The 20,297-nt window shown below is 73.8% G+C and carries 18 protein-coding genes and 1 riboswitch; of the genes, 6 read left to right on the top strand and 12 right to left on the bottom strand.

Features of this window, described 5'->3' with window-relative positions; all coding sequences use genetic code 11:
* Positions 1–53 precede the first annotated feature (53 nt).
* On the bottom strand, positions 54–899 hold the full coding sequence (locus ACFV9H_RS05165) for a bifunctional 5,10-methylenetetrahydrofolate dehydrogenase/5,10-methenyltetrahydrofolate cyclohydrolase (RefSeq protein WP_385393533.1): 846 nt from the start codon (positions 897–899) through the stop codon (positions 54–56).
* Between the two features lie 92 nt (positions 900–991).
* Positions 992–1,085, bottom strand: a riboswitch (ZMP/ZTP riboswitch).
* Between the two features lie 56 nt (positions 1,086–1,141).
* Between ACFV9H_RS05165 and ACFV9H_RS05160 the strand changes: the two genes are divergently transcribed.
* A complete protein-coding gene (locus ACFV9H_RS05160; protein WP_385393499.1) occupies positions 1,142–1,903 on the top strand; it encodes a methyltransferase domain-containing protein in 762 nt (253 codons plus the stop codon).
* Positions 1,904–2,116: 213 nt separating this feature from the next.
* Positions 2,117–3,700: an RNA polymerase sigma factor gene (locus ACFV9H_RS05155; RefSeq protein ID WP_385393496.1), complete on the top strand. Its 1,584-nt coding sequence runs from the start codon at positions 2,117–2,119 to the stop codon at positions 3,698–3,700.
* 4 nt (positions 3,701–3,704) lie between these two features.
* Here ACFV9H_RS05155 and ACFV9H_RS05150 read toward each other — a convergent pair whose 3' ends face one another.
* The 5 genes from ACFV9H_RS05150 to ACFV9H_RS05130 form a co-directional block, all read right to left on the bottom strand.
* Positions 3,705–5,513, bottom strand: a complete 1,809-nt coding sequence (locus ACFV9H_RS05150; protein WP_385393493.1) for a hypothetical protein — start codon at positions 5,511–5,513, stop codon at positions 3,705–3,707.
* Entirely contained in the window at positions 5,510–6,571 is a 1,062-nt protein-coding gene (locus ACFV9H_RS05145) for an ATP-binding protein (RefSeq protein ID WP_385393490.1), read from the bottom strand. Before ACFV9H_RS05145 ends, ACFV9H_RS05150 begins: the two co-directional genes overlap by 4 nt.
* Positions 6,572–6,665: 94 nt before the next feature.
* The gene (locus ACFV9H_RS05140) at positions 6,666–7,115 is read right to left on the bottom strand and encodes an SRPBCC family protein (RefSeq protein ID WP_385393487.1); all 450 of its coding nucleotides are present in this window, start codon (positions 7,113–7,115) and stop codon (positions 6,666–6,668) included.
* Between the two features lie 302 nt (positions 7,116–7,417).
* On the bottom strand, positions 7,418–9,556 hold the full coding sequence (locus ACFV9H_RS05135; protein WP_385393485.1) for an alkaline phosphatase family protein: 2,139 nt from the start codon (positions 9,554–9,556) through the stop codon (positions 7,418–7,420).
* Between the two features lie 91 nt (positions 9,557–9,647).
* The gene (locus tag ACFV9H_RS05130) at positions 9,648–10,052 is read right to left on the bottom strand and encodes a hypothetical protein (protein ID WP_385393482.1); all 405 of its coding nucleotides are present in this window, start codon (positions 10,050–10,052) and stop codon (positions 9,648–9,650) included.
* Positions 10,053–10,182: 130 nt separating this feature from the next.
* On the opposite strand from ACFV9H_RS05130, the gene ACFV9H_RS05125 reads away from it, so the two are divergent.
* Positions 10,183–10,959, top strand: coding sequence for an MBL fold metallo-hydrolase (locus tag ACFV9H_RS05125; protein WP_385393479.1), 777 nt, complete (start codon positions 10,183–10,185; stop codon positions 10,957–10,959).
* Complete coding sequence (locus ACFV9H_RS05120) at positions 10,956–11,579, top strand: DedA family protein (RefSeq protein ID WP_385393476.1); 624 nt, start codon at positions 10,956–10,958, stop codon at positions 11,577–11,579. Before ACFV9H_RS05125 ends, ACFV9H_RS05120 begins: the two co-directional genes overlap by 4 nt.
* A gap of 50 nt (positions 11,580–11,629) precedes the next feature.
* Here the strand turns inward: ACFV9H_RS05120 and ACFV9H_RS05115 are convergent, their stop codons facing one another.
* From ACFV9H_RS05115 to ACFV9H_RS05105, 3 genes are all read right to left on the bottom strand, one after another.
* Positions 11,630–12,688: an MBL fold metallo-hydrolase gene (locus ACFV9H_RS05115; RefSeq protein WP_385393530.1), complete on the bottom strand. Its 1,059-nt coding sequence runs from the start codon at positions 12,686–12,688 to the stop codon at positions 11,630–11,632.
* An 84-nt stretch (positions 12,689–12,772) separates the two neighbouring features.
* Positions 12,773–13,990 (bottom strand): aminotransferase class I/II-fold pyridoxal phosphate-dependent enzyme, encoded by a 1,218-nt coding sequence (locus ACFV9H_RS05110; RefSeq protein ID WP_385393474.1) that lies wholly within the window; start codon positions 13,988–13,990, stop codon positions 12,773–12,775.
* Positions 13,991–14,102: 112 nt separating this feature from the next.
* Positions 14,103–14,675: a TIGR03086 family metal-binding protein gene (locus ACFV9H_RS05105; protein ID WP_385393470.1), complete on the bottom strand. Its 573-nt coding sequence runs from the start codon at positions 14,673–14,675 to the stop codon at positions 14,103–14,105.
* A gap of 193 nt (positions 14,676–14,868) precedes the next feature.
* Here ACFV9H_RS05105 and ACFV9H_RS05100 point away from each other — a divergent pair, with 193 nt between their 5' ends.
* Positions 14,869–15,684: a class I SAM-dependent methyltransferase gene (locus ACFV9H_RS05100; RefSeq protein ID WP_385393527.1), complete on the top strand. Its 816-nt coding sequence runs from the start codon at positions 14,869–14,871 to the stop codon at positions 15,682–15,684.
* Between the two features lie 308 nt (positions 15,685–15,992).
* Here ACFV9H_RS05100 and ACFV9H_RS05095 read toward each other — a convergent pair whose 3' ends face one another.
* The 3 genes from ACFV9H_RS05095 to ACFV9H_RS05085 all read right to left on the bottom strand — a co-directional run bounded on the left by ACFV9H_RS05095 (position 15,993) and on the right by ACFV9H_RS05085 (position 19,508).
* A complete protein-coding gene (locus ACFV9H_RS05095) occupies positions 15,993–17,960 on the bottom strand; it encodes a DUF5107 domain-containing protein (protein ID WP_385393468.1) in 1,968 nt (655 codons plus the stop codon).
* Positions 17,961–18,025: 65 nt separating this feature from the next.
* The gene (locus ACFV9H_RS05090) at positions 18,026–18,925 is read right to left on the bottom strand and encodes an arginase family protein (protein ID WP_385393466.1); all 900 of its coding nucleotides are present in this window, start codon (positions 18,923–18,925) and stop codon (positions 18,026–18,028) included.
* Between the two features lie 4 nt (positions 18,926–18,929).
* Entirely contained in the window at positions 18,930–19,508 is a 579-nt protein-coding gene (locus ACFV9H_RS05085; RefSeq protein ID WP_385393464.1) for a GNAT family N-acetyltransferase, read from the bottom strand.
* 34 nt (positions 19,509–19,542) lie between these two features.
* Between ACFV9H_RS05085 and ACFV9H_RS05080 the strand changes: the two genes are divergently transcribed.
* Positions 19,543–20,295 (top strand): hypothetical protein, encoded by a 753-nt coding sequence (locus ACFV9H_RS05080; protein ID WP_385393462.1) that lies wholly within the window; start codon positions 19,543–19,545, stop codon positions 20,293–20,295.
* The last annotated feature ends 2 nt before the right edge of the window (positions 20,296–20,297 follow it).

The raw sequence follows: 20,297 nt of genomic DNA, 5'->3' as shown, positions 1-20,297 counted from the left end.
CCCCGGGCGCAAGGCCCGGGGCGTCCCGTACTGCATGGAGGTGTGCGGCGGGGTCAGAGGTCCGCGAGGTCCAGCCCGGCCTGCGCGGCGGCCGCCTGCACGGTCTGCTCCAGCAGCACGGCGATGGTCATCGGGCCGACGCCGCCCGGGACCGGGGTGATCAGCGAGGCGCGGGCGGCGGCCGACTCGAAGTGGACGTCGCCGACGTTGCCCTCGTTGTACCCGGCGTCCAGGACCACGGCGCCCGGCTTGAGGTCCTCGCCCCGGATGAACTCGGCCTTGCCGACGGCGGCGACCAGCACGTCCGCCTGGCGCACGATCGAGGGGAGGTCCTGGGTGCGGGAGTGACAGTAGGTGACGGTGGCGTTCTGCTCCAGCAGCAGCATCCCGGCCGGCTTGCCCAGGATCGCGCTGCGGCCGACGACCACGGCGTGCTTGCCGGTGAGGTCCACGTCGTAGGCGGCGAGCAGGCGCATGATGCCGCCGGGGGTGCAGGAGACGAAGCCCGGCAGGCCGAAGCCCATGGCGGCGAAGGAGTGCATGGTGACCCCGTCGACGTCCTTGCCGGGGGCGATGGCCTCGAAGGCGGCGCGCTCGTCGATGTGGTGCGGGACGGGGTGCTGCAGCAGGATGCCGCTGATCTCCGGGTCCTCGGAGAGCGCGGTGAGGGTGGCCACCAGTTCCTCGGTGGTGGTCTCGGCCGGCAGCTCCACGTGGCGGGAGGTGATCCCTGCCTTGGCGCAACGGTTCTGCTTCATCCGGACGTACGTCACGGAGGCGGGGTCCTCGCCGACCAGCACGGTCGCGAGGCAGGGCGCGGTGCCGGTGCGCTCGGTGATCTTCGCCGCGTAGGCGGCGGTCTGCTCCGAGATGCGGCGGGCGAGGGCGGTGCCGTCCATCAACCGGGCGGAGCCGGCGGCAGTGGCGGTGGCGGTCTGGGCAGTCGTCACGGGGTCTCCTGAACGTCGCTGCGTCACGCGGTCGCGGTTCGCGGGTTCGCCCAGGCGCGCGGCAGTCGACGTACCGGAGTACGCCGGGCCGCTCCCCGGTGGTGATCCACCCGAACGCCAGTCACGGCCCGCACCCACTGTAGTCGACATATCCACTGGTTCAGCGGTGCCCGACCTGCGACGATCAATACATGACGCGCACTTTCGACCACCTTGTCGCGGAGGCCGAGTCGGTTTCCGTGGACGGCTGGGACTTCTCCTGGCTCGACGGCCGGGCCACCGAGCAGCGCCCCTCCTGGGGCTACCAGGGGCTGCTGCGCGAGCGCCTGGCCCAGGTCCGGTCCGCACTGGACATCCAGACGGGCGGCGGTGAGGTCCTCGCCGGGGCCGCGCCGCTGCCCCCGCTCACGGCGGCCACCGAGTCCTGGCCGCCCAACATCGAGAAGGCGACCCGGCTGCTGCACCCGCTCGGCGCGGTCGTGGTCGCGGATGCCGACGAGCCGCCGCTCCCCTTCGGCGACGAGGCCTTCGAGCTGGTGGCCAGCCGGCATCCGGTGACGATCTGGTGGGACGAGATCGCGCGGGTGCTGACCCCGGGCGGCACCTACCTGTCCCAGCAGGTCGGTCCGGCGAGCGTCTTCGAGCTCGTCGAGTACTTCCTGGGCCCCCAGCCCGAGGAGGTCCGGCGCGGCCGGCACCCGGACGACGCCGTGGCCGACGCCACCAAAGCCGGCCTCGAAGTCGTCGACCTGCGCTCCGAACGGCTCCGTACGGAGTTCCACGACATCGGAGCCGTGATCTACTTTCTTCGGAAGGTGATCTGGATGGTGCCCGGCTTCACGGTCGGGCAGTACCGGGACCGGCTGCGCGAGCTCCACGAACGGATCGAACACGATGGTTCGTTCGTCGCGCACACCGCCCGTTTCCTCATCGAAGCCCGCAAAACGGGGTGACCGAGGGGCGGACGGATTCACGCCGTACAGGTTGCCCGCCCACAGCGTGGCGCAGGTCACTCAATTCAGCGCGTAACGAATCGACTCGAGCGTGCGATGAACCGACAGGTGTCCTCGCGCGGCCCGGAATACAGACCCCCCTCGGGTCTGTTTCCCAAGTTCGCGCGATGATGTCCCGCCGACCCCTTATCTGTTCGCAACGAGAGGCTCCTTGTGTCGCTCAGCCCGTCCCGTACGTTCCCTCCGGAGATCGCCGAATCGGAGGCCCTCGTCGCGCTCGTAGAGCGCGGCCGCGAGCAGGGTCACATCAACGGTGACGACGTGCGCCAGGCCTTCGAGGCCGGCCGCATCCCGGTGGACCAGTGGAAGCGGGTCCTGCGCAGCCTGAACCAGGTCCTGGACGAGGAGGGTGTCGCCCTCCACGTCAGCGCCGCGCCCGCCACGAAGGCTGCTGCCAAGAAGCCCCGCAAGGCAGCCGCCGCCCCGGCCCGTACCGTCGCCAAGAAGGCGGCCACCCCGCCGCGCCCCATCGGCGCGCGCAAGACGGCCGCCGCCCCGGCCACGGCCACGGCGATATCCGCCACGACCGCCGCTGCCGCCGACGACGAGGTGACGTCCGACACGGCCGCCGCCGAGCCGAAGAAGCGCACGGTCAAGAAGACCGCCGCGAAGAAGACCGCCGTCAAGAAGACCGCGGCCGCGAAGAAGACCGGTGCCAAGGACGCCGACGAGGGCGAGACCCCGGTCGTCGAGGGCGAGGACTGGGCGGCCGAGGACCTGGTCGACGAGGCCGAGGAGGAGACTCCGAAGGCCGGCGGCACGCAGGGCTTCGTCCTGTCCGACGACGACGAGGACGACGCCCCGGCGCAGACCGTCATGGTCGCCGGCGCCACCGCCGACCCCGTCAAGGACTACCTCAAGCTCATCGGCAAGGTTCCGCTCCTCAACGCCGAGCAGGAGGTCGAGCTCGCCAAGCGCATCGAGGCGGGCCTGTTCTCCGAGTACAAGCTCGAAGAGGAGGAGGACCACAAGCCCGCGTTCAAGCGCGAGCTGGAGATCCTCGTCGAGGACGGCCGCCGGGCGAAGAACCACCTGCTGGAGGCCAACCTCCGCCTCGTGGTCTCCCTCGCCAAGCGCTACACCGGCCGCGGCATGCTCTTCCTGGACCTGATCCAGGAGGGCAACGTCGGCCTGATCCGTGCCGTGGAGAAGTTCGACTACACCAAGGGCTTCAAGTTCTCCACGTACGCGACCTGGTGGATCCGGCAGGCGATCACGCGTGCCATGGCCGACCAGTCGCGCACCATCCGCATCCCGGTGCACATGGTCGAGATCATCAACAAGCTCGCCCGTGTGCAGCGCCAGATGCTCCAGGACCTGGGCCGCGAGCCCACCCCGGAGGAGCTGGGCAAGGAACTCGACATGACCCCCGAGAAGGTCATCGAGGTCCAGAAGTACGGCCGCGAGCCGATCTCCCTGCACACCCCCCTGGGTGAGGAGGGCGACAGCGAGTTCGGTGACCTCATCGAGGACTCCGAGGCGGTCGTGCCGGCCGACGCGGTCTCCTTCACCTTCCTCCAGGAGCAGCTCCAGTCCATCCTGGGCACGCTCTCGGAGCGCGAGGCGGGCGTGGTCTCCATGCGCTACGGCCTCAACGACGGTCAGCCGAAGACCTTGGACGAGATCGGCCGCGTGTACGGGGTCACCCGTGAGCGCATCCGCCAGATCGAGTCCAAGACCATGTCGAAGCTCCGTCACCCGTCGCGCTCCCAGGTGCTGCGCGACTACCTCGACTAAGCCCTCAGGCCAGTCGGAAGACCGGCCCTCGTGGTGTGAACGGCAGGGAGGCACCCTGCGGGATCAGGAAGGCGTGTTCGCGCCGGATCCGCAGGGTGTCGCACCAGCCGTCCGTGATCACGAGGACCGGGGCTCCGGGCGGGAAGTCCTCCGCCCGGTGCAGCAGGTCGATGCCCGGTTGCAGAACGGTGCCGCCGCGGCCGTGGACCTTCACCCGGCCCGCTATTTCGGTCGGTGGCAGATAGCCCGCGTCGTACGGCGCCGCGTCGCAGAACACGACGCGGGCGGCCGGTACGTCGCGGGCTTCCGCGTACGAGGCGATGGCGCCCAGCGCCTTGCCGAGCAGGGCGGCGTTCATCGAGCCCGAGGTGTCGAGGACCACGCCGAAGGTGCAGCGGGCCACCTCCTCGGGCGGGAAGTACCGGCCCGCCCGCGGGATGTCCGGGGTGGATGCCTGGCGGCGGGCCGGGCGCGCGTACGACCGTACGGGCTCGGGGCACGGGACGTACTCGTCGAACCAGCGGGCGAGCCGCGCGTCCCACGGCACCGGCGGGTGGGCCAGCGCCCGGATCTCCTGGATCAGCCCGGCGGGCAGCAGGCCGCGCTCCCCCTGCACGTGCAGGTCGAAGCCCTGGACCAGGCCGCGCCGGTAGAACTCGTCGAGGTCCGCGTACGGGCGCCGCGCGCCGTGCGCGAGCGGCTCGCCCAGGATGTCCCCGGTGCCCTTGCCGCGCAGCGTCGCGAGCCGGCGCATGCGGCGCAGGTCGACGGTGATCCGGTCGTAGACCTCCTCGACCGAGAGCCCCTTCAGCAAGGGGTCGTACAGCAGGCCCTCCGGCATGCTGCCGACCCGCATCTCCACCAGCCAGCCGTTGACGACGTAGTCCGCGGCGACGTTGTGCAGGTACGGATCGCGGGCGCCGCGGCGCTCGCCGTGGCGCAGGGCGGCGTGCAGCATCTCGTGGGCCAGGATGAACCGCCACTCCTCGTCGTCGAAGGTGCGCAGCGGGTTGATGTAGATCTCCCCGGCGGTGGCGCTGACGGCGGCGATGGCGATGTCCTGGGCGCGGGCCAGCTCGGCGTCGGCGACGACGGTCAGCCCGGCCGCCAGGCCGCCGAGCAGCGGGTACGAGGAGACGAACCAGTTCAGCGCGCGGTCCCACGGGCGCTTCGCGCGGCCGTCGTGGCCACCGGCCACGGCCATGGTGGCGGAGACGGCCCGGGTGAGGGCGTGCGCGAAGGCGGTCTCCCAGTCGGGGACCGCGAGGGCCGGGGTGGGCCAGCCGAGCAGGACCTGGTCGGGGTGGTCCCCGGCGGTGCCGCAGTTCTCGTAGGCGGGCGGGATGCCGTCGCGGCGCCAGCGGGCGGCGAGCAGTTCCTCGTCCCCACCGGGGTACTCGGCCGGGAGGTGGTCCGGGGCCCGGCCGACCGGGAAGGTCAGCAGGAAACGGTTCACGACGGCGCAGCGGGCGGCGCGGTCGAAGCGGTCGGGCTGCGGGCGGTCGTCCTCCTTGGCGGCCGGGACGTGGCCGAAGCCCAGGTGGAGCAGGGCGTGGGCGATCGCCCAGGCCCATTCCCGGGGCTCGGCCCGTTTGGTGGGGTGGACGTGCAGGATGCCGTTGGAGGTGACGGCGACCAGTCCCCCGGCGGGGGTGGCCGCGCATCCGGGCCCGCGGCAGATCTTGCCGTTGACGGCGCCGAGCGCCGGGTTCCGCTTGACCAGGGCCAGGCCCTCGGCGAAGGCCTGGTCGGCCGGATCTGGCTTGGCGGCCTTGCCGGCCTTGCCGGCCTTGTTCCGCGAGGTACGGCTCACCGACGGGCCTCGACCAGCCGGGGCATGTCGCGTGCGGCCTCGATCAGGAACCAGCCGGGCAGCACCGGCAGACCGTCGGCGTCGTCGGCGATGACGGTCTGGGCCACCTCGACGGATATCTCGGCGAGCTGCACGAGCAGCGACTTGGCCCGGTACGCGGTCTCGCGCATGGCGGGCGAGACATGGCTCTTGTCGGCGGGCAGTTCCTTGACCAGGCGTCCCCGGAAGGCCTCCGCCAGGTAGTACAGCAGGTCCCGGTCCGCCAGGCCGCGCGGCCAGCCCGCGTCGCCCTTCATGATCGCCTCGATGCCGTAGGCGTGGCGGACGATCTTCGCGTAGCCGCAGAAGGAGACGGCGTGCGCCGGGGTCAGGGTGCCGTGCGCGATCACCTTCAGGGTCTGCTCGTCGAGACCGGCACCGAAGGAGTGCAGGGCGTCGGAGAGCATGTGCCAGGAGCGCGGGGTGGAGAACGGCTCCTCCGTCTTCGGCGGCTGCGACCAGAGGTGGTCGGGGCGGTCGGTGAGGTAGTCGGTGACCCAGGGGTGGATGCCGTTCTCGCCGGCCCAGACCAGCCAGTCCTGCGCGGAGGCCGTCAGGTGCACGTGGGTGAGGCGGTTCACGAGGGCCGAGGCGATGGGACGGGCCAGCGCGTTGTCGGTCGCCCGGTTTCCGGCGCCGATGACCACGGAGCCCCCGGGGAGCTCGTAGGAGCCGATCCGGCGGTCCAGGATCAGCGAGTAGAACGCCTTCTGGACGTCGGGGCTCGCGGCGTTGAGCTCGTCGAGGAAGAGGCAGTACGGCTCGTCGCGCGCGATGGCCTCGGGCGGGCAGAAGACGGACCGGCCGTCACGGATCTGCGGTACGCCGATGAGGTCCTCGGGGGCGAGCTGCGTACCGAGGAGGCTCACGCATTCCAGGCCGAGGGAGTCGGCGAACTTCCGTACGAGCGAGGACTTGCCGATTCCGGGCGCGCCCCAGATGAAGACGGGCCGCACGGTGGCGAGGCCGAGGAGCAGTTCGGGAAGCTGGGCGGGGGTGACGGCAACGGCGGCCTGCACGAAAGGTGTTCCTCAAGGTGGGGTACGTGGTGCGCCCAGTGTGGGCGCACCACGTACCCCGGAGCATCCGGTTTTCCGATCGGGCGGCGCCGGATCAGACGGCGGTGTGCTCCAGCAGGTGCTTGAGCTTCTCCTCGCTCCTGGGCATCTCCTTGCGGACCATGGGCTTGACCGCGAGGGGGACGAGCGCCCGGCCCATGCCGTGGCCCTCGAAGTCCACGGCCAGGGTGACGCGGGACCGGGTCCCGCCGTCGAGGGGTTCGATGGTTCCCTGTACCTCCGGCCGCACCGGTCCGTCGACGCCGTGGATGTGCCAGCTCCTCGGCGGGTCCAGCTCCGTGAACTCCATGGTCGTGGGGATCCTCCGCTTGCCGATCTGCCGGGTGACGACGACCTGCGAACCGACGTGGACGGGCAGATCGCCCATCGGGACGGCGGATACGGCGCTGTCCTGCCACTCCGGCAGGTGCGTGGGGTCCGTGATGTAGGAGAAGACGTCCTCCGGGCTGCGGGAAATCTCGATGGTATTTCTGATCGCGGACATGGCGACCCCTTCAGGCCCCCCTGGCGGCGCTCTCTTTCCACGCTACCGCGCAGGTCAGGCGGCCGCGCGGCGCGCTGCGGGACCGGTCGGTGAGGGGCGGGCCGGTGAGGGGCGGGCTGGTGAGGGGCGGGCCCAGCCGGGCGGGTTCTGCGGGCCGGCTGCGCCGGGGCCGGGCGCGCGCCGGGGCGTCTCCTCGGGCGCCGAACGCTTCCAGGGGTCGGAGGGCCGAGGGTGACTGCGTTCGGCGCCCTGCGGGGACGCCCCGGCACACACCCGACCCCTCACAGCCGGCGGGCGTCGGCTCAGGGGTCCGGCTGTGCGGCCTGGGCCGAGGACGGGGGCTCGGCCGGGGCGAGGGCGGGCTCGGAGACCGGCCATGCGGTCGGCTCCGGAACGGGGCGGCCGACCGGGAGCGGGCCCAAGGGGATCTGGGGGCCGTCCCGTTCCGCGTCGCGGAGCCAGCCGCGCAGCACGCCGTGGACCGCCTCCGCGCCGACGATCTCCGCGGGCGGCTGCGCGAGTTCCGTCGGCCACATCAGGAACGGGTGCCCCTGCGCCCCGCCCAGGCCGCCGTGGGAGCCGATCTGCTCCTCGAAGGCGTGCACCGCGCCCGTGGCCGGGTCGTACGCCGAGTTCACCATGACGTCGGCCACGTGCGGGAAGGCGTCGGTCCGCCGGACGGCCTCGGCCGCGCCCGGGCCGAAGGGGGCCAGCAGTTCCTCCGCCTCGCCGGGCACGTCCAGCCGGGCCACCGCCCCGCCCGGGCCCAGCACCTCCCCGTCCACCAGCAGGAAGCCCACGCCGGGGTGGTTCGCCAGCGTGGCCAGCAGGGCGGGGTGCGCCCGCTCGACGAGTTGCCGGGAGGCGCGGCCCCGGACATCGGGGAAGGAGATCAGCCCGAGGTTCCCGGAGGCGAGCACCACCGGGTCGGTGCCCGGCTCCGGGTGGGCCTCCTCGCCCTCCTCCACCGGCCGGTGCAGCGCGGTCCGTACGGCGGCGCGGGCCTCGGCCCCGCTGCGGGTGCGACCGGCCCGGCGGGAGACGGGCAGCCCGCAGCCGGCCCGGACCAGGTCCTTCAGGGAGAGCCCGTAGCGGCTCAGGAAGGTCTCCCCCGGGCTCTGTCCGTGGTCGGAGAGGAGCACGATCCGGTACTCCCTCGGCGCGTGCTCGGCGACCCGGGCGATCAGCGCGATGCTCCGGTCCAGGCGTTCCAGGACCCGGTCGGTGTCCCGGCCGTGCGGACCGGAGTGGTGGGCGACCTCGTCGTAGGCGACCAGGTCGGCGTAGACGGCGGCGCGGCCGGCCAGCATGTCTCCGATCACCGCCGCCACGACCACGTCCCGTTCGACCACGGTCGCGAAGGCCCGGATCAGCGGGTACAGCCCGCCGCGCGACACCCGCGGGGCGTCTGCGCGCGTCCGGGCCCGGACCGACTGGCAGATCTCCCGGCCGACCTCGGCGACGAAGGACACCGCCGTGCGCACCGCGTTGGCCGGATCGGAGAAGTACGCGAAGTAGCCCGCGCGGGAGCGGTTCGCCCGGCCGCGCCGGGCCGACACGGACAGGACGAGCGCCAGTTGGTCGGCGCCGCCGCTGAACAGGTTGCCCCGGCTCGCCCCGTCCCGGGTGAGGAGTCCGGCGTCGCCGGTGCGCTCCATCGCGCGCCGCTGGAGTTCGGCGGCGCTGGTGGGCCGGTTGCACACCACCACCTCGCCGGTGTCCTTCTCGTACCAGCGGAAGGCGGGCACGTCGAAGTTGGAGCCGTGCAGGATGCCGAGCTGGCTGGCGCCGGTCTGGCTCGACCAGTCCGTACGCCAGGGGGTGACGCGGTGGCTGCGCTCCAGCCACCCGGCGACGGTGGGCATCAGCCCGGCGCGCGAGGCGCGGCGCAGCGCGTCGTACCCCACGCCGTCGAGCTGGAGGAAGACCAGCCCGGGCGCGGCTTCGCCCGATCCCGGCGCGCCCGCCCTGCGCAGCCTGCGGCGGCGCCGGTCGGCGAGCCGGTAGAGCCGCCTGCGGTACGCCTCGTCGTCGCGCACCGCGAGCGCGGTGGAGGTGGCCGAGGCGACGGCGGACATCACGGCGGCCACGACGACCGCGGTCTCGGGCTCCACTTGGCCGCGCCCGGTCGGGATCAGGCTGAGCGCTATGAGGAGCAGCGAGCCGTTGAGGAAGAAGACGAGCAGCCCGAGCACCAGGGCGGGCACCAGCAGCAGGGCCCGTACGAGCACGGGCCAGACCAGGGCGCTCAGCAGGCCGAAGGCGCCCGCTCCCCAGGCGGCGGTCAGGCCGATCTGCGTGATGCTGTCGCCGTCGCCGGACTGGAGCCTGAAGTCCGGCAGTATCCCGGCCAGGGCGAGCATGGTCAGGGTGGACACCGCCCATACGAGGACCACCCGCACCAGGGCGCTGCCCGCGGTCCGCCATCGTCCTCGCACCACGCCGCAACCTCCCGCGAGCCCCGTCCCGCCTTCCAGGCTCGCACAGGCGGGCTCACCCGGCCGGGCGACACGGGGCGGCGGTACGCGCCGGTCAGGTGCCGTCGTAGCCCGCGGTCGGCATGGACAGTCGGCGGTGTACCTCGGCCTTCATCGCGGAGGTGTACTGCGGCTCGTCGTGCCCGGCGGTCTCCAGGCGTACGCCGCGCCGCGCGCACTCGGCGGTGAACTCCTCGACGGAGCGCAGTGCGCGGGCCAGCACCCGGTGGTTGGCGGCGACGAAGAGGTCGACCTGGCCGGCGTCGACGTCGGACCAGAGCCCGCAGTGGTCGGCGCGCAGCCCGTAGAGGAGCAGTTGCCTCGTCACGACGTAGCCCTGGTCCGCGGCCCAGCGGGCGCACATGGCCTGCTGGCTGCGGGTGTCCACGGCGAAGGGGTCGGCGTCCAGGTCTTCGAGCGGGGCCAGGCTGGCGATAGCGGCCACGCGCAGCTCATCCATGCCGCCCGACCCTACTCCGATCCGCCGCCGGGGAGGAGGGGGCGGGGGGCTTCCGGTTCCGGGCGGATCTTCGGGGCAGCCTTTAGGCTCGTGGGACGGCGAGGGGGACGGGCGAGGGAGGGAGGGCCGGGTGTCGGTGGAGATCACCTGGTGGGGGCATGCCACGTGCACGGTCGAGGACTCCGGGGTGCGGCTGCTGACGGATCCGCTGTTCGCGCGGCGGCTCGCGCACCTGCGGCGCCGCCGCGGGGCGGTGCCTCCGCCCGAGGCGGCCGTGGCCGACGTGGTGCTGGTCTCGCACCTGCACGCCGACCACCTGCACCTGCCGTCGCTGGCGCGGCTCGCGCCCGGGACCCGGCTGTTGGTGCCGCGGGGTTCGCGCCGGGCGGTGCCGGGGCTGGCGCGGGTGGCGGGGGTGCGCGGGCTGAGGGTGACGGAGGTGGCACCGGGCGAGGTGGTCGGCGTACGGGAGGGCGTACGGGTGCGGGCGGTCAGCGCGCGGCACGACGGGCGGCGGCTGCCGTACGGGCCGCACCTCGCGCCGGCGCTCGGGTACGTGGTCCAGGGCTCGGCGCGGACCTACTTCGCCGGGGACACCGGGCTGTTCGACACGATGGCCGAGGAGGTCGGCCCGGTGGACGTGGCCCTGTTGCCGGTGGGCGGCTGGGGCCCGTACCTCGGTCCGGGGCATCTCGACGCGGGGCGGGCGGCGCGGGCGCTGGCGGAGTTGGCCCCGGAGGCGGCGGTGCCGGTGCACTACGGGACGTACTGGCCGATCGGGATGGACGCGGTCCGCCCGCACGAATTCCACGCGCCGGGCGTGGAGTTCGCGCGCAACGCGGAACGGCTCGCGCCGAAGGTGACGGTGCGGGTGCCGGACCACGGGGAACGGGTGCGGATGCCGTGACATGGCGCGAGATCGCGGCGGCGGCCGGGCAGGTTCCGCCGGAGACCACCCAGCAGGCGGTGGGGTACCCGGCGTTGTTCGTGTTGGTCGCGCTGGGCGCGCTGGTGCCGGTGATCCCGACGGGGGCGCTGGTGAGTACGGCGGCGGTGGTGGCGTTCCATCACCACGCGCCGCTCTTGGGCGTGGTGATGGTGTTCGCGGTGGCGGCACTGGCGGCCTTCACCGGGGACCTCGCCCTGTACTGGCTCGGTCGGCGCGGGGTGCGTTCGCGGGGCGGCTCGCGGTGGCTGGAGCGGCTGCGCGGGCGGGCCACTCCGGAGCGGCTGGAGCAGGCGCAGACGAAGCTGGACGAGCACGGGGTGCTGGTCCTGGTGGTCTCCCGGCTGGTCCCGGCGGGCCGCATCCCGGTGATGCTGGCCTGCCTGCTGTCGGAGCTCCCGCTGGGCCGCTTCGCGCGCGGCGACGGGCCGGCCTGCCTCGCCTGGGCGGCCACGTACGGGCTGATCGGCATCCTGGGCGGCTCGCTGTTCGCCGAACCGTGGAAGGGCGTGGCCCTGGCGGTGGGCCTGACCCTCGCGATCAGCGTGGCCCCGGCGCTCTGGCGACGGGTGCGCGGCTGACCGGTGTCGGTCGCCTCTTCCTCGTGAACCGCCCACACCGTACCGAGCTTTCAGGGGCCGGGCAGCGCCTCACCGAGGGTGCGGGAGGCCCCGATGGGGAGGTCCCAGAGGTCCTCGCGGGGCAGGCCGGCTCGGGCCCAGGCGGTGCGGGCGCGGTACAGGGGCTCCATGACGGGTTCGGCGGAGAGGACGAAGGTGGCCCAGTGCATGGGGGCCATCCGGCGGGCTCCGAGGTCGAGGCAGGCCTTGACGGCCTCCTCCGGGTCGGCGTGGACGTCGCTGAGCCACCAGCGCGGGGCGTAGGCCCCGATCGGCAGCAGGGCGAGGTCGATGCCGGGATGGCGGCGGCCGATCTCGGCGAACCAGTGGCCGTAGCCGGTGTCGCCCGCGAAGTAGAGCTTCCGCGGGGCGGCGCTCTGGGTGTCGGTGAGGATCCAGCCGCCCCACAGGGAGCGGCAGGTGTCGATAAGGGATCGCTTCGACCAGTGGTGGGCTGGCACGAACTCGAAGCGTACGCCGCCCAGTTCGGCCGACTCCCACCAGTCGAGCTCGGTGACCCGGCTGAAGCCGCGGCGGCGGAACCAGCGGGCGAGGCCCGCCGGGACGAACAAGGCCGTGTGCCGGGGCAGGCGCTTGATGGTGGGGGCGTCGAGGTGGTCGTAGTGGTTGTGGCTGATCACCACCGCGTCGACCGGCGGCAGGTCTTCCCAACGCACTCCGACGGGTGTCATCCGGGACGGGGTGCCGAGGATGCGCCGCGACCAGACGGGGTCGGTCAGCACGGTCAGTCCGCCGGTGCGCAGCACCCAGCTGGCGTGCCCGGCCCAGGTGACGGAGACCGTGCCCGGTTCCGCGTCGGGCAGCGGGGCGGGTTCGTACGGCAGGTCGGGAATGCCGCGCAGCCCGTCGGGGCCGGGCCGGAAGGCGCCCTCGCGGGCGAGCCGGGCGAAGGCGCGCATGCCCGGGAGCGGGGTGGTGAGCCGGTCCGCGAAGGAGGCCGGCCAGCGGCGGTGCTCCCCGAGGGGGCGCGGGGCGGGCGACGGCGCCGCCGGGGTGCCGGTCGGGGCGGCGGGCGCCGGGCGGACCTCGGGCCGTTGCGCGGCGGCCATCCGCACCGCCGCCGACGCGGGGGCGGGGGCTGCGGCGGGGGCGTCCGTCCGGTCCCTCATCGAGAAGTCTCCGTTCACCGGGTGTCAGGCCAGTCCCGCCAGGACCGATCCGAGGAGGTCCAAGGAGCGTCGTACGTGCGGCAGCGCGAGCGGATCGCGGGCCGTGAGCGCCGCCAGCCGCTCCTCGGGGGTGGCGCCGAGCAGCGGCCCCGTGGACAACCGCACGCGCAGCTCGCCCAGTTCGTCGGCGAACCGCTGTCCGCCCGGCGTGGGCGCGCCGAGCCGGGCGCCGAGCCAGTCCTCCAGTTCCATGGCGTCGCCGACCCCGTGCCGGGCGAGGCCGGCGCGCAGCGGGGAGAGGTCGGCGTAGAGGTGCCGGCCGGCCTCCGGGGGCCGGGCCAGCGCCCCGGCTTCCAGCAGCGTGTGGTGTGCGGCGGTGGCGACGGCGCCGTGCAGGGCGGCGGCCGCGTGGGCCCGTGCGGTGATGGCGTCGGGTTCGTCGAGGGCGTGCGCGGCGGCCCCGGCGACGGGGCCCGCGACGAGCGCGCCGGTGGCGGTGAGCACGTCGAGGGTGCGGGCGCGCAGCCAGGTGCCGCGCGGGGTGTCGGGGAAGCGGAGTACGGCCGCGGGCCAGCCGGCGGGCAGCAGTGCTCCGGACAGGTCGACGAGGACGGCCGCCTGGTCGGGGAGCATCTCGGCGGGGCTGAGCACCAGGGTGTCGTGCGGTCGGTGCACGGTGTCGCGCCAACTCTCGTCGCTGACGACGAACAGCCCGGCGGCCTCGGCGGCCTCGCAGGCCTCGCGCAGTATCTCGGGCGGCGGGACGGTGGCGGTCGGGTCGTCGGCGACCGAAAGCAGCAGCACCCGGGGGTCGCCGCCCTCCGCGCGCACCCGCCGTACGGTCTCCAGCAGGGCGTACGGGTCGGGTACGCCGCCGCACTCGGCCGGGGTCGGTACGTGGTAGGCCCGCCCTCCCAGCAGCCGGACCTGCGGGGTCCACCAGGCGGGACAGGGTCGGGGCAGCATCACGTCGCCGCCGAAGGCTCCGAGCAGGGCGAGCAGCAGGGCCGGGGCGCCTGGGCCCGCGGCCACGTTCTCCGGGGCGGTGGCGAGCCCGCGGCGCGCCCAGTGCCGGCAGGCGGCCTCGCGCACGGGTTGCCCGCCGCCGGGGGGTTCCGGTGCGGAGCGTCCGGCGGCCGCGGCGAGCACGGAGACGAGCTCGGGCAGCACGGGGAGGCCCGGCTGGGGCGCGGGTGGGCCGTACCGGACCGGACCACGGCCTTCCGCCGCCGTGCGCTGCATCCCCGCCACCGTTTCCCGCCTTCCGCGCCGGAACCGCCCGTCTCACCCGACGCTGCCATTTATACGATTAATTAACCGAGTGCGCCCGTTGTGCGACCGCGGCCCGTCACGGTCACCCCTTCCTCCCGAGCAGCGCGAGGAGCCTGGTCTGCGCGTTCGCCCCGGCCGGCACCTCCAGGGGCTCGGCGTACATGCCGCCGGCGGCGAGCCCGTCGGCGTACGGCATGACCTCCTTGATGGAGAACTCGACGAGGTTGTCCGGGAGCCGGTCGTCGGCCCCGATGCCCCGACAGAGGTCCCAGGTGTGCACGACGCAGTCCGCCGTCAGCTCCGAGCAGTACGCCGACCCCAGCGCGGGCCCGTACGAGAGCCGCACGGTCCGATCCAGCGCCCCGGGCGCGGCGAAGGCCTCGTGCGCGGCGGCGGAGGCCGCCTCCCAGGCGGCGAGCGGGTCGTCGCCGAGCACGTCCCCGGAGAAGGCGTCACCGAGCTCCTCGACGGTGCGGCCCTCGGCGACCAAAGGTGGGATCCAAAGCTGCTCCCCGGTGACGTGGTTGACCAGCGCCCGCACGTCCCACTCGGTGCACGGGGTGGGCGCGCCCCACTGGTCGTCCTTGACGGCGCGCACCCGCTCGCCGAAGAGCCGAAGCGCCTCGGCGTGCAGTCGGAGCAGCGTTTCCGGCATGACCCTCACCGCCTTCCACCCGGGGTTCCCCCATGCGGCCCACTCTCCTCGCCCCCGCATTTCCCTGCCACCGACCGGGCGAGTCCCCTTGTCCCGCAAGGGTCATGTCCACATGTCAAAACACCCATCTCACATGACGGCATGATCCTTTACGGTGGGAGCGCAGCAGCCCTTCGACGACGAGGAGTACGCGATGAACGCCCATGAGACGGCCGTCTACACGCACGGCCACCACGAGTCGGTCCTGCGCTCGCACCGCTGGCGCACCGCGGAGAACTCGGCGGCGTACCTGATCGGCGAACTGCGGCCCGGGATGTCCGTCCTGGACGTGGGCTGCGGGCCGGGCACGATCACCGCCGACCTGGCGGAGCTGGTCGCGCCGGGCGGCCGCGTCACGGCGGTCGACGCGGCCGAGGACGTCATCGAGCAGGCCCGGGCGTACGCGGCGGAACGCGGGGTGACGGGTGTGGAGTTCGCCACCGCGGACGTCCACGCGCTGGACTTCCCCGACGACTCCTTCGACGTGGTCCACGCCCACCAGGTGCTGCAGCACGTGGGCGACCCGGTGCGGGCGCTGAGCGAGATGCGGCGGGTGTGCAGGCCGGGCGGGATCGTGGCGGCACGGGACGCCGACTACGCGGCGATGACCTGGTACCCGGCGACGCCGGGCCTGGACCAGTGGCAGAGCCTGTACCAGCGGGTGGCCCGCGCCAACGGCGGCGAACCGGACGCGGGCCGGCGGCTGCGCGCGTGGGCCCGCGCGGCGGGCTTCACGGACGTGACCTCCAGCGCGACCAACTGGGTCTACGCCACTCCCGAGGAGGCGGCCTGGTGGTCCTCCCTGTGGGCGGACCGCACGACGGCCTCGTCGTACGCGAAGATCGCCACCGACGGCGGCCACGCGACTGCCGCGGAGCTGGCCGGGATCGCCGACGCGTGGCGCGCCTGGGGTGCCGAACCTGACGCCTGGTTCTCGGTCCTGAACGGCGAAATCCTCTGCCGAGCCTGACCCCTCCGGGGCGGTCGGGGTCCCTGGGCCGCCTGCGGCTCCACTGCCGGGGCTCCGCCCCGGACCCCGCGCCTCAAACGCCGGCGGGGCTGGTATTGCCCCCGGGGCATCCAGCCCGCCGGGCGGGATTGGCGCGGAGCGCCATTGCCCGCCCGGACGCAAGGTTGCGCCAGGCGCACTCGCCGGTCCACGCCGGCCAGATCCAGCCCCGCCGGCGTTTGAGGCGCGGGGTCCGGGGCGGAGCCCCGGGGTGCCGCGCAGCGGCACGTCCAGCCTCGGCGGCGGCGCAGCCGATCGGCTCCGGCCTCCTACACCGGCGGGCGCATGCCGAAGTCGTACCGGGACGGGAGGGGGCAGTCGGTGAGGGTCGACCAGACCTCCGCCAGGGTCTCCTCGCCCTCGCGGAGGTCCGCGACCGTGAAGCCCTCGTCGAAGACCCGGCGCGCCGCGGCCATATGGCCCTCCGCGGCCAGAAGCCGGGCGGCGAGCAGCCGGAAGCGACCCTGTTCGCGCAGGGCCGGCCGGAGCCGGTCCCAGACGGACCGGGCCGCGGGCAGGCGGCCGGCGGACAGCAGGGCCGCCATCGCCTCACGCCCCAGCGCGGACTCCGCGGCCGTCCAGGCCTCGCCGCCCCGGCTCTCCGCCAGCAGGTCGTCGAAGGCCTCCGCGAAGCCGTCCGCCGCCCGCGCCGGGTCACCGGCCAGCGCGTCCGCCGCCGCGAGGCACCTCAGCAGCGGCCACCTCGACGGGGCCAGCGCCAGCCCGCGCTCCCAACTCCGTACCGCCTGCGCCACGTCCCCCGCGTGCCACTGCGCCACGCCCAGGTGGTACTCGGTCAGCGGATCCGCCGGGGCGGTTTCCAGCATGTCCCGCCAGTGCACGGCCACCAGGCTCGGCCCCGGCGGCGACACCCGCTTCGGGGTGGGGAAGACCCCGGTGCGCCACAGCTCCACCCACGGGGCCTGCGCCTCGCCCAGCCCCGTTTCCTCGAACGGGGTGCCCGGCAGCCCGAAGCCCCCGCACATCACCTCCAGCGCCCCCCAGCCGGAGCCGGTGGCCAGCCGCTCCCCCGGTTCGGTGTCCGCGCACTCGCGCCACGCCTTGTACGCCGCCTCCACCCGCTCGCCCGGCAGCGCCCGGGACAGCGCCCGCTCGGCCGCGCCCCGCGCCTCCGCCCAGTCCGCCCCGTGCACGGCGGCCGGCTCCGCCGTCAGCGGCCCGTACGCCTCCAGCCAGCTGAACTCCGCCCCGCCTTCCAGCCGTACGTGCTCCAGCTGGGTCCGGGCCAGCCCCGCCTGGATCTCCGCGTACCCACCCGTGCCCGGCTCGGTCAGCCACTCCTGCCAGCGCCGCCCGCCACGGCCCGCTCCCCACACGAAGAGCTTGCGTCCGCGCAGCCGCCCGGTGGAGGTCTGCACCAGCCCGAACCCCTCGGAGTCCAGCGAGGCGATCCAGGGCCGGGTCGCGTCCTGCACCTCGTAGAAGAAGTCGGCCGGGTACTCGCTGCGCAGCGGGTACGTGCGGTCCGCGCCCTCCCACTCCGGTACGGGGATCCGCCGCAGCGAGCGCTCGTACCCGAAGTGCCAGGCCTCGTCGGCGGGGGCGAGGACCCGGGTGCCCGCGTCCTCGGGGACGGCGATGTTGGACCACCAGTACACCGGCGCCGGCCGCTCGTGCGGATTGCGCACGCGGACGCCCACGTACAGGTACTCCGAGTCCTCGGGCAGCCACAGGTCCACCTGGAACGGCAGGTCGCGCAGCCGTTCCCACTCCCACAGCCTGACCATCACGCCTCCGTCCGGGGCGGGGACGAGCGCGGCGTGCAACGGCTCGCACGAGAGGGTGGTGTGGCCGGTGGCACCGATGTTCCACTCGATGCCACCCGAGTACCAGGCCCCGTTCAGGGCGAAGTTCGCGGGCTGGAACACCGGGTTGCGGTAGAGCAGTTCCCGGCCGGTGGGCAGGTGCACGAGCGAGTGGATCCGCCCGCCGAGGCCCGGGAGCACGGTGATTCTCAAGTGTTCGTTCTCGATGACGATCGACTCGAACTCGGCCTCGGCGCGATCCCGTTGGTACCCGTCCCGGATCCGGACGGGGAGCAGCGAGCGCAGCGGCTCGTACCCGAGCTGCCGCGCCATGTCGCGCGGCATCCCTTCCCGCGAGCGCTGGTCCAACACGTGCACCTCGTCTGCGGTGCGCAGGGCGGGCAGCGGGTTGTCGGGGCCCAGCGGGGCTGCGGGAAGGGACAGTACGGCGCGTCGGACGGTGGTGGCCATGAGGGAAATGGAACACGCCACGGAGGCCGATGCACAGTGGTTCCGCGCATCACCACCGGTCAGGATTACGCAAAGGCCCCCGCGACCAGGTCGGCCAGCAGGGCGCCCGCACGCCCGTCCGGATCCAGATCCGGGTCGTAGACGGTGACGTTCATCCCGACGCAGCGCGGAGAGCTCACCAACACGCCCAGGAGTTCGGCGAGTTCGTCCGGGATCAGGCCGCCCGGGTCGGGGCTGTCCACGGCCGGCATGACGCCCGGGTCCAGTACGTCGGCGTCCAGGTGCACCCAGAAGCCGTCTGTGACCGGCGGGTGCAGCCCGTCCAGGGCGAACCGCGCCACCGGCCCGGCGCCCCGATCCCGGATCGCCCCGACGGTGGCCGCGTGGATCCCGGCGGCCCTCAGCTCGGCGAGGTCCGGGTCCCCGTCCCGCAGCCCGAAGAGGCGTACGTCCTCGTCCCGCAGGTACGGCGCCCGCCCTTCCAGGTCGGCGAGATCGGCCTGGCCGCGCCCGGTGGCCAGGGCCAGCTCCTCGCCGGCGGCCGCGCCCACGGGCCCGTTCACCGCCTCGTTGCCGGGATGGCGGAAGTCGGCGGATCCGTCGATCGCGGCCAGTCCGTACCGGCCGAGCCTGCGCATCGCGAGGGCGGCGCCCAGCTGGATCGAGCAGTCGCCGCCGAGCACGACCGGGAACTCCCCCGCCCGCAGGTGCCGTTCGATCCGGTCGGCGAGGGTGACGGTGTACGCGGCCAGGGGCCCGGCGTGGAACACGCCGTCGCCTTCCTTCCAGTCGCCGCGGTCGTAGCGTGGCGGGACCACCACCCCGCCCTCGCGCGCGCCGAGCCGGGCGAGGAGGCCCTGTTCGCGCAGGGCCCCGGCGAGCTTGTAGACGCCGGGCACGGTTCCGGACGCGGGCGGGCGCAGGCCGAGGTTGGACGGGGCATCGAGGAGCACGAGGGTTCGCATGCCCTCATCCTGTGCGATCGGGCCCCTCGGGTGCCGTCGTTTCGGCGGTGACGGCCCAGCGCTCGTGATCGCGCCAGGCGCCGTCCACGTACAGGAAGTCCGGGGAAAGACCCTCCAGCCGGAAGCCCGCGCCCCGCACGAGGGCGATCGAAGCGGTGTTGGCCGGCTGGATGTTGGCCTCCAGGCGGTGCAGGCCCAGGCCCTGCGCGGTCTGCGGGGCGAAGGCGTGCGCGAGGACCAGCCCGAGGGCTTCGCGCAGGAGCCCGCGCCCGGCGGCGTGGGCGAAGGCGCCGTAGCCGAGGGCACCGCACTGGAAGGCCCCGCGGACGATGTTGTTGATGTTGACGAAGCCGGCGATGCCCCCGGTCTCCCGCTCGCACACGAGGAACCCGGCGCGGCCCTCGCCCTCGATCAGCCGGGCCGCGTAGGGCTCGTACTCCTCGATGGTGGCGGGCGGGAACAGCCACGGGCGGTGGAGCTCCCGGCTCTCGCGCGCCCGCGCGGTGAACTCGGGCCCGTCGGCGAGCCGGAAGGGTCGCAGGCCCACGTGGGAGCCCTCGCGGAGGTAGGGGGAAAAGGTCACGGGCCCAGGCTACGTGTATGACACCATCACCGGCGTGACCAAGGATGATCTCGACACGAAGCTCCGCTCGGCGGCCCTGAACAACGCCCATTTCTGTCACGCGGTCTGCCGGGCGCACGAGTTGCCGGCCGACTTCGAGGACGAGCACTACTGGCTCAGCACGAGCCGGACCCCTCCGCTGTACCCCGACGCCGTGACGCTGAGTCCGGAGACGGAGGCGGAGAGCCTGCTGCGGTGGATGGACACGGACAGCCCCGGCTGCTCGGTGAAGGACAGTTTCGCCAACCTTGACCTGGAGGGGGACGGCTTCGAGGTCCTCTTCGACGCCCAGTGGATCCACCGCCCGGCGGCGGGGGCGCCGGCCGCGGGATCCTCCGGGCTGGAGTGGAGCGAGGTCGCCGACGCCGGTGAGCTGGCGGCCTGGGAGGCCGCCTGGGACGGCGAGGAGAGCACGGGGCTGTTCCGCCCGGTGCTGCTCGGCGAGGAGATCGTCTTCCTGGCGGGCCGTCGCGAAGGCGACATCGTCGCGGGAGCCGTCGTCAACCGGGCCGGGGGCGTCGTCGGCGTGTCCAACCTGTTCGCGCACGACGAGGCCGACACCGACGCGGCCTGGGCCGCCGCCCTCGGCGCGGTCGCCGCCCGCTGGCCGGAGCACGACGTGGTCGGCTACGAGTCCGGGGAGGACCTGGACGCGGCGCTCCGGCACGGTTTCACCGCGATCGGCCCGCTGCGGGTCTGGCTGCGCACGAGCGACCGGACCCGATTCCTGCGCCGTCGGGACACCTAGGC

The organism is Streptomyces sp. NPDC059874, from assembly GCF_042731135.1.
GTDB lineage: Bacteria > Actinomycetota > Actinomycetes > Streptomycetales > Streptomycetaceae > Streptomyces.
This window is presented reverse-complemented; position numbering and strand designations above follow the sequence as displayed.

Coding starts and splice junctions, on each gene's coding strand:
- ACFV9H_RS05105 (WP_385393470.1), bottom strand. CDS start 14,675: ATGCCGGAAACGCTGCTCCGACTGCACGCCGAGGCGCTTCGGCTCTTC.
- ACFV9H_RS05100 (WP_385393527.1), top strand. CDS start 14,869: ATGAACGCCCATGAGACGGCCGTCTACACGCACGGCCACCACGAGTCG.
- ACFV9H_RS05095 (WP_385393468.1), bottom strand. CDS start 17,960: ATGGCCACCACCGTCCGACGCGCCGTACTGTCCCTTCCCGCAGCCCCG.
- ACFV9H_RS05160 (WP_385393499.1), top strand. CDS start 1,142: ATGACGCGCACTTTCGACCACCTTGTCGCGGAGGCCGAGTCGGTTTCC.
- ACFV9H_RS05115 (WP_385393530.1), bottom strand. CDS start 12,688: ATGGCCGCCGCGCAACGGCCCGAGGTCCGCCCGGCGCCCGCCGCCCCG.
- ACFV9H_RS05130 (WP_385393482.1), bottom strand. CDS start 10,052: ATGGATGAGCTGCGCGTGGCCGCTATCGCCAGCCTGGCCCCGCTCGAA.
- ACFV9H_RS05110 (WP_385393474.1), bottom strand. CDS start 13,990: ATGCAGCGCACGGCGGCGGAAGGCCGTGGTCCGGTCCGGTACGGCCCA.
- ACFV9H_RS05140 (WP_385393487.1), bottom strand. CDS start 7,115: ATGTCCGCGATCAGAAATACCATCGAGATTTCCCGCAGCCCGGAGGAC.
- ACFV9H_RS05090 (WP_385393466.1), bottom strand. CDS start 18,925: ATGCGAACCCTCGTGCTCCTCGATGCCCCGTCCAACCTCGGCCTGCGC.
- ACFV9H_RS05165 (WP_385393533.1), bottom strand. CDS start 899: ATGGACGGCACCGCCCTCGCCCGCCGCATCTCGGAGCAGACCGCCGCC.